Consider the following 15,125-nt stretch of genomic DNA (forward strand, 5'->3'; position numbering starts at 1 on the left):
GCTTCGCCCCGAACCCCACCAGGACTCTGTCCTGGACCTGCCAGGGAGCCAACCCTCTGGACCCCGATTCGTTGCCGGGTGGCGAATAGTTGCCGGAAGAAAAACATGTCCCGTTCGAGGCCATTGCCTTCCACCAGCCGGAGGGGTACCCTGCGCGGGAATTGTGGGAAAACCTGCCAGGGAGGGTAAGAGCCATGCGACTGATCGGCATCGCCATCGTCAAGAACGAGTCGGACATCATTGAGGTTTTTCTACGACACAACATGACGTTTCTGGACCGGCTCTACCTCATTGACAACGATAGTTGCGACACCACGATGACCATCATCAACCGCGTGCAGCAAGAGATCGACAACATTGTCGTCAGCAGCTTTGACTACAACGACCACCGGCAAGAGACCTTCGTCACCTACCTGGCGCGCAAAATCTGCAACATGGACACGGCGGACTTCATCCTACTCCTTGATGCGGATGAATTTTTGACCCCTGACCGGGCCACCCTGGAACACGCGCTGCAAGCGGTGCCCCCCGGCCAGGTTGGCTACATCGGCTGGCTTAACTACATTCCGACTGCGGAGGATCCCCATGCCGAGCCCGATCCCCGCCTGCGCATCCGCAACCACTACGCCGTGGAGCATGACACCTACAAGGCTGTCCTGCCCCCGGCGATCATCCTGAAAGATGGCTTTGCCATGGGCATCGGCAACCATAGCGCCATGATCGATCATCAAGAGTGCATTTATCACCCGCTCGTTGGCGTCAAACTGGCCCATTTTCCCGTCCGCTCCGACGAGCAGTTGGTCGCAAAAGCCCTGATCGGTTCCTGGGCGCTTTCCCAAAAATCCGAGCTTAACCGGACCGAGTGTCACCATTGGCGCAACTTTGCCCGCTATTTTGGCCACAACTTTACCATCTCCAGCACCGAAAAGGCGCGCTTCATGGCCGCCTACATCGGCGAAAAGTTTGCTGAAGATCCCACCAAACGCCTCGTGCAGGATCCGCTTGTCATCCCCGAGGGCTCCCGGATGCGGTGGCCGGAGATGGTTCAGGTCAACCTTCTGCAAAGGGTCATTGCCTTTGCCAACCCCACGTTTGAAAAACAGATTCGCACCATTCATCAAAACGATTTCATGGCCATCGCCCGCACCGAACGGGGCAGCATGGCCTACCACAAGGCGGATCTGGTGGTTGGTCAATCCCTGGCCGCCTATGGGGAGTGGGCCGACGAGGAGTTGATTCTTCTTCTCCCCTTCCTCAAGCCCGGGGACCACGCCATTGACGCCGGAGCCAATATCGGCACCCACACCATCCCCTTCGCCAAGGCCGTTGGGAGTTCCGGTTCGGTCCACGCTTTCGAGCCGCAACGCAGCGCCTTCCAGATGCTGTGTGCCAATGCCGTGCTGAACGGCCTGATCAACATTCACGCCCACCAGGCCGGTCTCTCCGACAAGAGCGGTGAGGCCCTGGTGCCGCTTCCCGACTTCATCCAGGGCGGAAATTTTGCCAATTTTTACCTGGAGAACAACGCCACAGGCGAACCCGTGCCGGTCCAGACTCTGGATGGTTGCAACCTGCCCCGGATCCGTTTGATCAAAATGGATGTCGAAGGCATGGAGGAGCGCGTGTTGCGGGGCGGGGAACGTCTGATCCAACGCGACCACCCGGTTCTCTTCGTCGAAAACAACGTACCAGAAAACTCAGCCTCGTTGATCCGCACGCTCCAGCTGTTCGGTTACCGCTGTTTCTGGCATCTGGTGCCCTATTACAACCCCCACAACTATTACGGCAACGCCACCAACATTTTTGAACGGGTGGATCGACCTGAAATCAACCTGCTGTGCGTGACCGAAGATACCTTCGGCCTAGCCGACAATCTCGAACTGGTCGAGGTTTTGCACCCGGATGAGCCGTGGCAGAACGCCGCCACGCGAGGCAGAATCAGGCTGGAAGAGTTGTCCATGGGCAGCGTCGCAACATAACGACTACAGTTTGGGTGGCAGTGTCCCATCTTGGTTTATCCGGTAAGATCCGCGCAGGATTTTCATGTCACCAAGGAGGGTCATATGGCCACAGTGGACGTGCGGTGTCCCCAATGTGGGAGTTTGGAGGCTGTGCGATTTGGAAAGCAGCCCCCTTTCCGAACTGCGTGCAACACTACGCATACGGAAGAATAAAGATCCATATATAAATATTAAATATTAATGAAAGAATGAAAAATATTTTAAAACCAAGAAGCGTTCTCGCAAGCTGTTTCTTTGAAAGCATCTTCATGATTGGAATGGAATACAACAGTTGCGGAACCCAGAAAACAAAGCCAAGAAATGCAAGGATTTTATTATTAATATCAGCAGAATTGTGATTATGAAACAAATCTGACAATAAAAATATGAGAAAAAAATAAATTACAAAAAAATAAATGCCATCAACAAGCCCACTACGATAGAATTTTTCACATTTTATCTCAACTTATTGTCAAAAATGCGATGTGCATTTTTTTATAAACCGCTCGTTGGAGATGGGGAAGCATCCCCGTCTCCGCGCAAGTTTCAGAATTTTATTTTTTTCTATTATATCGCTCTATTAACTCTATTTTTCGTTGATTCTGTTTCAAGGTAGCATCCACCTCATCTAAAAAGTGTTTAACTGGTTCTTTGAAGGCTGGCAGACCTACTTCGGCTATGCCACCCCGATCCTCAGTGGTGTGCTTGAGATCCGATGCCGGATATTGATCGGCACTCCCCCGACATCCGGCATACGGGTGATGATCATCAACCAGCTTGCCCTTCTCATCGTAAAAACATTCTGCTATGGGATTTTCTGGGGTTGGATGATGCGATTCAAGGTATCCTTCGTAGCCGCAATGGAAAACACTTGAGAATCCAACATAAGGTTTCCATGCCGGGTTGTTACGCGGGGGAGATGATGGATAACGGTGAGCCATCCTTGCGGTGACCGGTCCAACATGGTCCATCTTTCCTGTCGCTTGCCATGATACACCCCTTGCGTGTGCGGAGTCTTTGCTGTTTTGGGGGTGAACCAGAAACCCAGTTGCCATGACGATGGCGACCCTGTCAGATCGAACATGTTTCGTGTTGGGCTATCCGCATTGGCGTGCGGGTGGTTCACCCTGGTCATGGCGCGGCGACTCCAAAGTTTTCCGCGCCACGACCGGGACTTGGCCAGTTATATAAACCAATGGAATCTTGTCAAGGGTTTTTTCAGATATTGTCGTATTTTGTTTTCCCGCCGTAAAAATGGGCCGCATGGCGTCCCTTATCCCGCATCAAAGGATCTTCCAATCCAGCCATCACAAACCCCCGACTGCGCAGCAGACACGCCGGGCAGCGGTTGCAGGGTGGAAATGAGTTGTTGCAGCAGGCATGCGTGTGGGCCATGGCCGCAATGCAACCACGGAAGCGACTGCCAAACAACAAGGCGCCGGCCTTGTCCAGATGCAAAAGCGGGGCATGGATCTTGATCTTACGTCCCAAACAAGAATGAAGCGTGTTGGCCATGCTCTGCATGAAATCCGCCTGAAACTCCGGATACCCCAAAAAGTTTTCCCGACCGGCGCCCATGACCAGATGCGTACACCCCATAACCCTTGCCCTGTTGGCCGCAATGGAAAAAAAAGCAAGGTGTTTTCCTGGGATAAATTTTTTTCCCGGACACACCATCTCGCTGCTCTGACCCGCATGTACCCCCTTCTCTTTGCCCGGGATGGTGGCGGGCGAAAATCCTGACAGCAAGGCTCCCAGCGGGACAACCTCATGGTTGATCTGTAACATCTCTGCAATTTTACAGGCACTTTTCAGCTGCATGCTGTTGTATTGGTCATGATTGAAGGTGATAGCCGAAACCACGGCGAAGCGTTCCATCGCCCAGAAGAGGGCAACCGTGCTGTTTTCGCCCCCGGACAAAATGACCAGGGCCTTGCCGACTTTTGGCCGGAAATCCTTCTTGTTGCCCCGCCATGACGCTTGCATCTCTCTCACACAAAGCCTCCAGCCAAGCTAAACCATCGCAAGTCGTGACCCAACCACACCCTGCACACCGCTCAGTCTGTCTGATGACACAACGCATGTCAATACTTTTTTTCTCTTTGGTTATTTTTGGTGACGCATCCATCAAGAAACATCCCGCTTCCTTCCGAATCCCTATCAAGAACGCCCTCTCGTTCACCATGGCTGAGGTGCAGGTGAGTGTGGTACCGTCCGTTCGGATGCGTGACGCGAAACTCCCAAACCAAACGATTTTGCCTGCCTTGTGCTTATGGACACCCCCGGTCGGACTGCCAGGTTTGTGTAAAAAGAGAACCTGTTCATGATCAAAATCAAAACCCCCGAAGAGATTGCCGCCATGCGAGCCACCTGCCGTTTGGCCGCCAAGACCTTGAACATGATCGAGAGGCACGTCCGCCCGGATATCACCACCAATGAACTCAACGATATGTGCCACGAATTCATCATTCGGCACGGGGCAACGCCTTCACCGCTGAACTATCGCGGCTTTCCAAAATCCATCTGCACCTCGATCAATCAGCAGGTGTGTCATGGCATTCCCAATGAGCGGGTTTTGCGGGAGGGTGATATCGTCAATGTCGATATCACCACCTTTCTGGACGGATTTCATGGCGACACGAGCCGGACTTTTCCAGTCGGCGCCATCGGCGCCAAAGCGGCGAAGATCATTCAGGTGGCACGGGAGTGCCTGGATCTGGGCATCAAGGCGGTTCGGCCCGGTGCGCACCTGGGAGATATCGGCGCTGCCATCGAAGCATACGCCAAATCGCAACGGTGTTCTGTCGTCCGCGAATATTGCGGACATGGCATCGGTCGTTCCTTCCACGAAGAACCCGCCGTCCTCCATTACGGTACGCTGGGCGAGGGCCCCATCCTGCGGGAAGGCATGATTTTTACCATCGAACCCATGATCAACCTGGGCCGCTCCACCATCAAACTGTTGCCGGACAAATGGACGGTGGTCACCAAGGATCACTCCCTGTCGGCCCAGTTTGAACATACCGTCCTGGTGACCGCCGATGGTGTGGAAACTTTGACCCTGGACAGCTAGTGGCTCAACCGACATGATTTGAAGTGTTCACTTTTCGTGACTATTCCGCACTCTTTCAAGAAAAGCTTGGAAATGAAAGCCTTTGTCAGGGCTTCGCCCCGAACCCCACCAGGGCGCTGCCCTGGACCCGCCAGGGAGCCAGCCCCCTGGACCCCGATTCATGGCTTGCCTGCACATCAAATCAACACGGTTGAGCCACTAGGGCTGGGTCGTACCAAACCATGGATCCACATCAACTTCAGGAAAGCCTCACCCCCCATGGCCTGTGCCTGCGGGGTTGGTTTTCCCCCCATCCGGGTGAAATCCTCCTGACAGGGGAGGAACGACAACCAGCAACGGTCGTTCTCGTGGGCAACACCGGCGGATCTGCCTGGAATCCATTCAGCGCATCCCCGGAGGCAAAGAGTCCCCAACACCCATTCGACACCTGGACACGTCGCGTCCTGGAACAGATCGCAACAAAATTTGCATGTGGTGTTTGTTTTCCCTTTACAGGCCCCCCCTTTTTGCCGTTTCCTTCCTGGGCGCGCCGGGCAGAGAGTGTGTACGATTCGCCCCTGGGCATCCTCGTGCATCCGCATTTTGGACTGTGGCATGCCTACAGGGGGGCACTCCTCTTTGCCGAAGCCTGGGAACCCCTGCGGGGCAGCTTTGATCGCCCGCATCCATGTCCTGGATGTCATGGGCGACCTTGCCTCCGGGCGTGCCCCGTGCAGGCCTTTACTGGTTCCGCCTATCAGGTGGAGCCGTGCCGGCAGCATTTGACCACAGAGACAGGCCGTTTTTGTCTGAGCATGGGGTGCCTCGCCCGCCATGCCTGCCCCGTGGGTCTGGATGCGGTTTATCCGCCCGCACAGATCCAGTTTCATATGCGGGCCTTTTTGGACTCGCTTTCTGGTTGAAAATGGTTTCAAACTGGTTATGGTTTCGTAACCGTAACGATTCAGCACCCGGTCACGCATCGGGGTCCAGGGGGCCGGCTCCCTGGCAGGGCCTTAGGCAGCGTCCTGATGGGGTGCGGGGCGAAGCCCTGATAAAGGCTTCCATGTTCAAGCTTTTCTTGAAAAAGGCAATCACAACAATCCTGGACCGGACATCCTGATTTCAGGGTTCAATCCCCGCTAAAGATCAAGCAGCCATGAAATGTTTCCATGATTTTACCAGAACATTGACAACAACCGCGACAAAACATCACCGTGTCATCGTGAATTTCGACTTGAAATGTTCTACCTTGGTTATGTTGTCGTATTTTTCCACTATGACCCATCGTATGCCTCTATGATCATACTGCATGCCGGCTTTCTTGAAGGGCATTTTCTCCTCTGGGGAGAGACGCCACCGCCCGTCACCTCCGGAAAAAAAAGACGTCCACCAGGGTCGACCCAGGGAGCGGCTTCGCCCCCTTCTCCTTTCGATGGGGGCCGTGAAGGGTTGCGCCGAAGCTTTGACAAGGTTGGCCTGGCCATCCCCATCGACAAAAACCGCTCTGGATGGGTCGAAATATGGCTGCCAACCAGTCATGAGAAGCCTCTGGCCTCCAGCGGCATGATTGCAGCATCCCCATCCGACGACGCGATCGTGGTTCTGGCCCCCTGGACAGTCACCGCCTTTGCCATGAACCCCGAGGAGACCCTGCAACTCCTCTGCCGGTGCATGAACAAAGAGATGCTGGCTCCCGGCATCGTCATCGGCGATGACCTGATGTACTGGGTCACCGCATTCCGGCTGGCCAACTCCCTGGTGGCACGGGAGCGGTTCCTCCCCGGACTTGTCAGAGAGGGCGAAGAGTCAGCCGCACGATGGCTCCCCTGCCTCACCGAAATCGATGCCATCCGCCTGCGCGATCTGGCCGATGCCATGCCCGCATCCGCCCGGGCCTTCACCTTCGATAGCGGACACCAACCCGCCGTGGCCCCCATCCACACCCTGGATGGTTTTGTCCGCTGGTCGGTGGATCACCTGTTGCGCATCGCCACACTTCGGGAGTCGCGTGGAGTCCGGCGCAAGCTGCCCCAACACCCCACCACCCACGACCGGTGGCTGTATGCCTTGCGAACCCCCAACATTCTTTTGAAGGCCCCCAAAACAGATCTGGAAAACTTTGCCGAGCAGGTGCGCCGCTGGCTGTTGCCGGTCACCATCACCACCAACGCCCCTTTCCGCCTCTGTTTTCGCCTCGACGAACCGGGCGATGATGCCTCGCCGTGGCGGGTCAATTATCTGCTCCGCTCCGTCTCCGATCCCTCCCTGTTGATCCCTGTCGAACGGGCTTGGCATGTGAGCAAACGCCAAACCAAAGCCCTGTTCGGCACCACTGATTTTGACGTGCGGGCCTACCTCCTGGCCGCCCTGGGAGATGCTGCGCGTCTGGACTCACTGATCGAAGAGAGTTTGCGCTACGATGCCCCTACCGGCTACGAACTTGATGTCGAGGGGGCGCTCAAGTTCCTCATGGAAACGGCCTGCCTGCTGGAGGAGAACGGCTTCGGCATTTTTCTGCCGGCCTGGTGGTCCCGGGCAGGCACCAGCTCCCGCCTGGAGATCCGCGCTCAGGTCGACAGCCCTTCCTGGCCCGGAACCAGCGGCATCTCCATGGACGATCTGGTCCATTTCCAGTGGAATGTGGCCCTGGGGGGGGAAGAGATCACCTTCGAGGAGCTGCGCGATCTGGCCCGCATGAAATCCCATCTGGTCCGGGTGCGGGGGCAGTGGGTTTTGGTCGACAACCGTGATATTCAGCAGGCTCATCAATTTTTGCTGCAACGCGAAGGGGGAGAGGTCAAGATCCGGGATATCGTCCGGTTGGCCATCGGCGCCGAAGATATTTCGGCATCCATCCCCATGGCCGGGGTCACGGCCACCGGTTGGATCGGGGATTTGCTGGAGAAGCTGGTCGGTGGTCGTCCTCTGGAACTTCCCCCGCCCCCCGAAGGCTTTCACGGGGCGTTGCGTCCCTACCAGCAACGGGGGTTCGCCTGGCTGGATTTTCTGGTCGGCATCGGGTTTGGCGCCTGCCTGGCCGACGATATGGGCCTGGGCAAGACCATTCAGGCCCTGGCTCTGATCGCCCGCCAATGGGAAGCCGGCAACCGCAAACCCGTGCTTTTGGTCTGTCCCACCTCCGTGATCGGCAACTGGCAGCGCGAGGCCAAACGTTTTACACCCGATCTGCCGGTCATGGTCCACCACGGCACCTCACGCAAACGGGGAGAAGCCCTGCGCGAGGAGGTGCAAAATCACGCCATCGTCCTCTCCAGCTACAGCCTGTTGCCCCGGGATATCGACTCCCTCCGGGAGATATCCTGGTATGGCATCATCCTGGATGAGGCGCAGAACATCAAAAATCCCGACACCAAACAGGCCCAGGTTGCCCGCTCTCTCCCCGCCGGGTTCCGTCTTGCCATGACCGGTACCCCTGTGGAAAACAACGTCGGCGACCTTTGGGCCATCATGGAATTTTTAAATGCGGGCCTTCTGGGAACCCAGGCCTCTTTCCGGGATGCCTTTCTGTTGCCCATCCAGGCCGGTCGTGACCCTCTGGCCACGCAACGGCTCAAACGCATCACCAGCCCCTTTATCCTGCGCCGGCTCAAAACCGACCGGGAGATTGTGCCGGATCTGCCGGAAAAAATGGAAATGAAGGTGTTTTGCAACCTGACCCGGGAACAGGCATCCCTCTACAGCGCCGTCCTTGAAGACATGACCCGCCAATTGAAAGAGGCCACCGGCATTCAGCGCAAGGGTCTGATCCTGGGGACGTTGTCCAAATTGAAACAGGTGTGCAACCACCCGGCACAGTTCATGAAGGACCACTCGACCATCTCCGGACGTTCCGGCAAAGTGGCCCGGTTGGAAGAGATGCTGGAAGAGGTGTTGGGCGTACAGGAGAAAGCCCTGATCTTCACCCAGTTCGCCACTATGGGCACCCTGCTCAAGGCACACCTGGAGGAGCGCTTTGGTCATGAGGTGCTCTTTCTGCACGGCGCCATCAAAAAAAGGGATCGGGATACCATGGTGGAGCGTTTTCAGACCGCCTCGGGATCCCCCTCCCTGTTCATCCTCTCCCTCAAGGCCGGGGGAACCGGCCTCAACCTGACTCAGGCCAACCATGTATTCCACTTTGACCGGTGGTGGAACCCTGCGGTGGAAAACCAGGCCACGGACCGGGCCTTCCGCATCGGTCAGGTGCGCAGCGTCCAGGTCCACAAGTTTCTTTGCGCCGGCACCCTGGAAGAAAAAATCGACGACATGATCGAGCGTAAAAAAAGCACCGCCGAGGATGTCCTCGGCGTCGGCGAGAATTGGATCACCGAAATGTCGACGGATCAGTTGCAGGAGTTGTTCGCCCTGCGTCAGGAAGCCCTGGGAGTGGAGGAGACATAATGGCCCGCCGCTGGCAACGTGAATGGTTCAGAAAATCGGTCCCCCTCCCTGCCGTAGGTGGCATCAGGGCTGCGTCCAAGGGGAACGACTTTGGCAAAAACTGGTGGGCCAAACGCTGGAACGAAACCCTGGAACGTTTCTCCCTCGGCTCCCGGCTGGTCCGAGGACAAAACTATGCCCGCAATGGGCAGGTTCTCTCCATCGACGTTGCGCCGGGGGAAGTTCTCTCCACGGTCCAGGGTTCCCGCCACCAACCCTACGATGTCATGATTCGCCTGCGCCGGCTCTCCACCGGGGATTGGGCAAGACTGACCAAGACCCTCTCCGGTCAGGCCCGCTATGCCGCCCGCCTGCTGGCCGGCGACATGCCCGAGGACATCGAGAAGGTATTCCTTGCCGCCGGACTCTCCCTGTTCCCGGACGATCCCCGCGATTTGATGACCAAGTGCTCCTGCCCGGATTGGTCAAACCCCTGCAAGCACGTCGCCGCTGTCTTCTATCTGCTGGGCGAGGCCTTCGACGCCGACCCCTTCCTGATATTCCACATTCGGGGCATGGACCGGGAGACCCTGTTGCGTCAACTGGGTGGCATGCGGGAGTCCAGCCAAACCCAGGCGCCAAACCCGACGCATCCTGCCAACCCACTCCCTTCGGAGATGGCGCCTTTCTGGCGCGGCAAACCGGTTCCAGGCGACCTGTTCGGCGAGGCTACCCTGCCCCCGGTTCATGCGGCCCTGTTGAAACGGCTGGGCTCCCTGCCTTTCTGGCGCGGCAAGACACCGCTTCTGGAAGAGCTTGAGCCGGTCTACCCCTACGCCGCCGTGTTGGGCCTGTCCCTTCTGGCCGGAGCGGGGTGCGACACCCCAATGACAACATCCGCACCCAAAAAAAAGTGACACCCCGCATCAGGACCGGAGCGGGGCGCGACACCCCAATGACAACATCCGCACCCAAAAAAAAGTGACACCCCGCATCAGGAAAAGAAGCACTCCACAGTGAAAAAATCCTCTTCCACCCGAAAAACCTGCATGACGCGGTGCAGTTCCCGCTTATGGTCCAACCTGAAACTGTTGCCGGAGATGATGGTCGGAGGGGTCAGGTTGATCTGCTCATAAAATGTGGACAAGCCGGTTTGAACTTCGCCGGCCATCATGTTGGCCAGTTCGCCAAAGGCATCCATGGCCTCCACATTGAACTCTTCGACAGGGCGGCCCGCCAGGTCCATGGCCAACCGGGTGGAGAGGGAAAAAGAGGTGGCCAGAATGACACCCCCATCGATGGCGCCATTGAATCCAATCAAAGCGGCCACTTGCGGTTGCGGGGCAACGACAGGCTCCAGTACAGGATGCAGAATGGTTTGCTCCAAAACCGGTTGCAAACGCATCATGCTGCCAAAAATGTTGTGAACCCCATCCCTGACAAACTGGGACAATTGCTCCCGCAAAATAACGACCTCCACCACATCGCCCGAAATAAGGGCGCTCTTTTTGATCTCTTCAAGAATTTTTTCGGGATGCGTCGCATATTTCAGCAACAGATCCCGAAATGCCGTAAACCGCTCGATATCCGCATCCAGCAGACGAATCCCGATGCCGCGACCATCCTGACGAACGACCTGGGCCTGAAACTGGATGATGTGGGAATGCTCCTGTAACGCCTCTGTCCCCATACTCAGGAACAGTCGAAGCTGGCTGCGACAACCAACGAACGCCACATCGACGGGTACGTTTTCCAGACCAGCCCCGGCCACGGAAAAATTGACGGATTGCGTCCGAACGACAACACCCTGTGGCAACTCCAACTCAGCCGTCACCTGCACAGGAACGCGCGTATGTTTGCGTTTCTCCATGGTATCCCCCCTCGCAGAAAAATCAGGCTTTCCTTGACCCCGATGCGTAGCCGGGCGCTGAATGGGTTACGGAAAGACTCCCTGGGCAGTTACAAATGAGGTCAGCATGCCAAAAGCCCTCAGCGCAAAATACGGACCAGGGTACGGCCATCGATCGGCCCCAGCGCATGTCCCCCCGCATCGACGGCGATGGTCTCTGCCTGCCCCTGCAACGCAGCCACGTTGCGCATGTCCTGGCTCCAGGCCGGAACAGTCATGTCCCCGAACAAGACGCCCCCCCCCTTCCGGACCACGGACACATACCTGGCGCGTGGATGTTTTTGACGATTGAGACGAAACAAAAAATTGCCGGGCCGCTCCCTGACCAATTCGGCATAGAGATGCCGGGAACGGTTCAGGGTGTCGGCGCCAAACAGGGGGGCAACCATCCCCAGAGGGGTACTGCCGACCAGCAAGGCATCCTCCGCCTTGTCGCTTCCCAGGTGTGGCGCAGCAATCGTGACGAGCACCTGAATCCCCAGATTCGGACGGGTCACCATGAGCAGACGGGCCACCACCCCACCAGCCGAATGCCCCACCAGAATACGTTTTTCGCCTGGATGCAGGGCAAAAACCCGCAGAACGATGCTTTCCAGCAACCTGGCTTGCAGCTCCATGGAGGCTTCGGAGGGAAGATCGGCCCGATAGAAGGCCGAACGACCCGGGGATGGGCGCAAGATCCGCTCCTGCAACGCGCCTCCCCGTGTCGAAATCCCTCCCCCATTCCACCAACCTGCATGCTGTAGAGTCGCCGTCACCCCATTTTGTTCCCAGGCATTGCCATCGCTGAAGTAGCCGTGAACCAAAATCATGCTATCCGCCTGGAGCGGAGAGGGATAACCCACCCAGCCCATCAGCACGGCCACCGCCATCCATACCCGGCGGGTCAACCTGGCCGCACGGCTGCTCGAACCGCCCCCTGGGCCATCCCCTCTCCGGGGCATCATGGCGAGGCAGGCGCTTGACCGCCAGGAGAGGAACGCCTGGCATCCTGAAAAAATTCCCCCAACAAATGCGCTACATCAGAAGCCTTTTCCAGAAAAAAGAGGTGGTCCGTTTCCGGAATGAAGTGCAATGTGGCGCCGGAAATTTTTTTGACCAGAAGGTGCGCATTTTCCGGTGGCACCAAAATATCCTTGTCGCCGGACATCACCAACACCGGACAACGGATCTCCTCCAACGGGAGAGGATGTTTCATGAAGTTCGCCACGGCACTGTATTGCAAAAATACCTCCGCCGGATTTTCCGGCAGGCTGGTGCGCATCTGAATCATGTAGTCATAGATGGTCTGATAGCGTTGATGCAGGAATGGCACCAGGGAGGCATCCAGCGCCAAACGGGCCCGGGCCAGAGGGTCGAGGGTGTAGATGGCGCGCAATTGATCTTCCGGCATCAAGGGAAAGTGCGTCTCAAACTCGGGCCCACTGGAGGTGGTACACAACAAGGCCAACGCCGCAACCCGTTCTGGCGCAGCCAGGGTCAGAATCTGGGCAATGAAGCCACCCATGCTGAGTCCGATCACCCCGAACCGTTCGTGGCCCAGATCATCCATGACCTGCAATGCGTCCTGCGCCAGGTCGGCCATGGCATAAGGTCCGGGGCTGGGTGGTGAACGCCCCATCCCTCGATTATCCGGCATGATCACCTCGAATGCCCCGGAGAGATTTTCCGCCATTTTGGCAAAAACCCAACTGGCGCTCCCAAACCCGGGCAAACAGAGCAAAGGGAACCCCTTGCCTACCGCCGTGACATGGTTTTTGAACGGTGACCGGCTTGCTTGTCGCTCCATGCATGTTTCCTTCATCTGACCCAATGACCCGACTGGCACTCATCGCGTGCAGCACCCACACTCCCCCCCTGTCCCAGGATACCACGGATGAATCGTTGCTTTCATTGCTTTCATTCCCATTTTGTAACCATCCGGCGCCCTGTCGAAAAAATTTGCGCAACCAGAGAATTTGTTTTCCATGCGTGAACCATTCCGAGCTCCAGGTGTCTCATGGGCAGACCGGGGGCGGGATCATACCATGGGTGCCCAGGCTGCACCAAATCCGGTTTTTGATCCGACAAGGCGTCAACGCCTCGAACTGAACTCAACTCGATGGGAGATATGCATGAAACTGAACGGTATGGTCAAAATGGCGTTGTTGGCTGGTGCGGTCGCTTTCACCCTTGGCACCGCCTCTGCCCAGGCCGGGGAATCCGCCCATAATCCTTGCGCCCCCAAGAATCCTTGCGCTGCCAAGAAAGACGCCAAGAAGCACGATGCCAAGGCCCACACTGCCAAAACGCATGATGCCGCCAAGGCCAAAAAAGAGAAAGAAGATACCAAAGCGCCTGCTGCCCCTGCCACGCACTGATCTTCCTTCCACACAAGATCTTCGTTTTCCCTTCCCCCCTCACCGGGGGAGGGATTTCTCCTGGCAAGATGGTCAAATGCGCACAGGAACAAGCAACCGGAGTGTCGTCCTTTCTGTCGTGGCTTGGTTGTTGTTTTTTTGCGTCCCGGTCCTGGATCAGGGTTGCGTTGCGGATGGCGCGGAGGCCACCCAGCTTTTCCTCGCCCGTCATTGGCGCCGCCCCGTCCCGCCTCAGGGCTCTCCTCCCGCGCACGACGCTGCTGCCGAAACCAACCTGAATCCAGTTGGCTGCGCCCTCTGCCACGCATCTCAACACACCGATTGGCAGGCAAGCCTCCACCGTCACGCCATCAGCCCGGGCCTTCTCGGGCAACTCCTGGATATGTCTGCCACGGCGCTGGAGGATCACCAGGCCTGCCTGCGTTGTCACGCCCCCCTGGCGGAACAAGCGGAAACCGTGGCCACCGCCATCGCCAACAAAGATGAAACACTTGGCAGAGAGAACGATGGCCTGACCTGTGCCGGCTGTCATGTCCGGCAACACCGCTACTATGGCCCCCCGGCCCGCACCCCCTCCACCACGCCACCGACACTCCAACCCCATGGCGGCTGGACGGCTGAGCCAGCCTACGAAGATGCCCGTTTTTGTGCCACCTGCCACCAGTTCGCTGCCGATGACCCTGCGCTCAACGGCAAACTGCTGGAAAACACCTTCCAGGAGTGGCGACAAAGCCGCCACGCCCGGGAAGGGAAACCCTGCCAAACTTGTCACATGCCGGATCGCCGCCACCTGTGGCGCGGGATCCATGATCCGGAAATGGTACGTTCCGGTCTGGCCATCCATGCCGACCCACAGCCAGCCTCTCCCGGTGAAACGGCTCTCCACATCCTGATCCGGAATACAGGCGTCGGACACTACTTCCCCACCTACGTCACACCCCGGGTGGTCGTGGAGGCGTGGCAACAAGACCTGGCCAACACCACGCTGGCGGGAACCCGGCAGGAGATGATCATCGGACGCGATGTAACCCTGGACCTGACCGAGGAACGATTCGATACCCGTATTCCACCTGATGGCCAAAAAATGTTTGTGTATCACCAGCCGCGACACCCCCAAGCCACCGCCCTGGCGTGGCAAATCCGCGTGGAACCGGACCATTTCTACAAATTGTTCTATGAAGCTGTGCTGCAAACGGCATCCAACCCCCAAGGAAAACATCTGCTGCAAGAGGCCCTGCACCAGGCGCAGAACTCCCCCTATACCCTCTCTTCCGGATCTCTGCCCCTGGCGCTACCATGACACCCGGCTCAGTCACAATTTTTTTTTCGTCGGGGGCTTGCACTTTTTCGTCGCGTTGCCATCTTATTAGTTGAGTGAAGCAGCATGGAAACCTTTCCGGGAGAGTAGAAGAGAAAGAGGA

General features: G+C 57.3%; 13 protein-coding genes. 8 read left to right on the forward strand and 5 right to left on the reverse strand.

Translation table 11 applies throughout. From position 1 onward, the window contains the following. Positions 1–194 precede the first annotated feature (194 nt). Together HQL63_00005 and HQL63_00010 are read left to right on the forward strand one after the other, a co-directional pair. The gene (locus HQL63_00005) at positions 195–1,979 is read left to right on the forward strand and encodes an FkbM family methyltransferase (protein MBF0175220.1); all 1,785 of its coding nucleotides are present in this window, start codon (positions 195–197) and stop codon (positions 1,977–1,979) included. 84 nt (positions 1,980–2,063) lie between these two features. After that, a complete protein-coding gene (locus HQL63_00010; GenBank protein MBF0175221.1) occupies positions 2,064–2,174 on the forward strand; it encodes a hypothetical protein in 111 nt (36 codons plus the stop codon). A 380-nt stretch (positions 2,175–2,554) separates the two neighbouring features. Here HQL63_00010 and HQL63_00015 read toward each other — a convergent pair whose 3' ends face one another. Next, positions 2,555–2,941: a hypothetical protein gene (locus HQL63_00015; GenBank protein ID MBF0175222.1), complete on the reverse strand. Its 387-nt coding sequence runs from the start codon at positions 2,939–2,941 to the stop codon at positions 2,555–2,557. A 277-nt stretch (positions 2,942–3,218) separates the two neighbouring features. Further along, entirely contained in the window at positions 3,219–3,995 is a 777-nt protein-coding gene (locus HQL63_00020; protein ID MBF0175223.1) for a 7-cyano-7-deazaguanine synthase, read from the reverse strand. Between the two features lie 328 nt (positions 3,996–4,323). On the opposite strand from HQL63_00020, the gene map reads away from it, so the two are divergent. From map to HQL63_00040, 4 genes are all read left to right on the forward strand, one after another. Beyond that, a complete protein-coding gene (gene map / locus HQL63_00025; protein MBF0175224.1) occupies positions 4,324–5,073 on the forward strand; it encodes a type I methionyl aminopeptidase in 750 nt (249 codons plus the stop codon). A gap of 221 nt (positions 5,074–5,294) precedes the next feature. Further along, on the forward strand, positions 5,295–5,975 hold the full coding sequence (locus HQL63_00030; protein MBF0175225.1) for a ferredoxin: 681 nt from the start codon (positions 5,295–5,297) through the stop codon (positions 5,973–5,975). Positions 5,976–6,351: 376 nt separating this feature from the next. Further along, positions 6,352–9,456 carry a DEAD/DEAH box helicase gene (locus tag HQL63_00035; GenBank protein ID MBF0175226.1) on the forward strand — a complete coding sequence of 1,035 codons (3,105 nt, stop codon included), beginning with the start codon at positions 6,352–6,354 and terminating at the stop codon, positions 9,454–9,456. Then, positions 9,456–10,352: an SWIM zinc finger family protein gene (locus tag HQL63_00040; GenBank protein MBF0175227.1), complete on the forward strand. Its 897-nt coding sequence runs from the start codon at positions 9,456–9,458 to the stop codon at positions 10,350–10,352. The genes HQL63_00035 and HQL63_00040 overlap by 1 nt, the downstream gene beginning before the upstream one ends. A gap of 77 nt (positions 10,353–10,429) precedes the next feature. On the opposite strand, the gene HQL63_00045 is transcribed toward HQL63_00040, so the two are convergent. The 3 genes from HQL63_00045 to HQL63_00055 form a co-directional block, all read right to left on the reverse strand. After that, positions 10,430–11,305 (reverse strand): chemotaxis protein CheX, encoded by an 876-nt coding sequence (locus HQL63_00045; protein MBF0175228.1) that lies wholly within the window; start codon positions 11,303–11,305, stop codon positions 10,430–10,432. Between the two features lie 119 nt (positions 11,306–11,424). Continuing rightward, positions 11,425–12,156 carry a hypothetical protein gene (locus tag HQL63_00050; protein MBF0175229.1) on the reverse strand — a complete coding sequence of 244 codons (732 nt, stop codon included), beginning with the start codon at positions 12,154–12,156 and terminating at the stop codon, positions 11,425–11,427. A 131-nt stretch (positions 12,157–12,287) separates the two neighbouring features. After that, positions 12,288–13,133, reverse strand: a complete 846-nt coding sequence (locus HQL63_00055; protein ID MBF0175230.1) for an alpha/beta fold hydrolase — start codon at positions 13,131–13,133, stop codon at positions 12,288–12,290. Positions 13,134–13,458: 325 nt separating this feature from the next. Here HQL63_00055 and HQL63_00060 point away from each other — a divergent pair, with 325 nt between their 5' ends. Both HQL63_00060 and HQL63_00065 read left to right on the forward strand, forming a co-directional pair. Then, complete coding sequence (locus HQL63_00060; protein MBF0175231.1) at positions 13,459–13,704, forward strand: hypothetical protein; 246 nt, start codon at positions 13,459–13,461, stop codon at positions 13,702–13,704. 76 nt (positions 13,705–13,780) lie between these two features. Then, complete coding sequence (locus HQL63_00065) at positions 13,781–15,004, forward strand: hypothetical protein (protein ID MBF0175232.1); 1,224 nt, start codon at positions 13,781–13,783, stop codon at positions 15,002–15,004. Positions 15,005–15,125: the final 121 nt, after the last annotated feature.

The organism is Magnetococcales bacterium (assembly GCA_015231175.1).
In the GTDB taxonomy this organism is placed as follows: domain Bacteria; phylum Pseudomonadota; class Magnetococcia; order Magnetococcales; family DC0425bin3; genus HA3dbin3.

Excerpts from the sequence above, each read along its gene's own strand:
- HQL63_00005 (MBF0175220.1), top strand. The coding sequence starts at position 195 with ATGCGACTGATCGGCATCGCCATCGTCAAGAACGAGTCGGACATCATT.
- HQL63_00010 (MBF0175221.1), top strand. The coding sequence starts at position 2,064 with ATGGCCACAGTGGACGTGCGGTGTCCCCAATGTGGGAGTTTGGAGGCT.
- HQL63_00015 (MBF0175222.1), bottom strand. The coding sequence starts at position 2,941 with ATGGCTCACCGTTATCCATCATCTCCCCCGCGTAACAACCCGGCATGG.
- map (MBF0175224.1), top strand. The coding sequence starts at position 4,324 with ATGATCAAAATCAAAACCCCCGAAGAGATTGCCGCCATGCGAGCCACC.
- HQL63_00030 (MBF0175225.1), top strand. The coding sequence starts at position 5,295 with ATGGATCCACATCAACTTCAGGAAAGCCTCACCCCCCATGGCCTGTGC.
- HQL63_00035 (MBF0175226.1), top strand. The coding sequence starts at position 6,352 with ATGATCATACTGCATGCCGGCTTTCTTGAAGGGCATTTTCTCCTCTGG.
- HQL63_00040 (MBF0175227.1), top strand. The coding sequence starts at position 9,456 with ATGGCCCGCCGCTGGCAACGTGAATGGTTCAGAAAATCGGTCCCCCTC.
- HQL63_00045 (MBF0175228.1), bottom strand. The coding sequence starts at position 11,305 with ATGGAGAAACGCAAACATACGCGCGTTCCTGTGCAGGTGACGGCTGAG.
- HQL63_00050 (MBF0175229.1), bottom strand. The coding sequence starts at position 12,156 with ATGATTTTGGTTCACGGCTACTTCAGCGATGGCAATGCCTGGGAACAA.
- HQL63_00055 (MBF0175230.1), bottom strand. The coding sequence starts at position 13,133 with ATGGAGCGACAAGCAAGCCGGTCACCGTTCAAAAACCATGTCACGGCG.
- HQL63_00060 (MBF0175231.1), top strand. The coding sequence starts at position 13,459 with ATGAAACTGAACGGTATGGTCAAAATGGCGTTGTTGGCTGGTGCGGTC.
- HQL63_00065 (MBF0175232.1), top strand. The coding sequence starts at position 13,781 with ATGCGCACAGGAACAAGCAACCGGAGTGTCGTCCTTTCTGTCGTGGCT.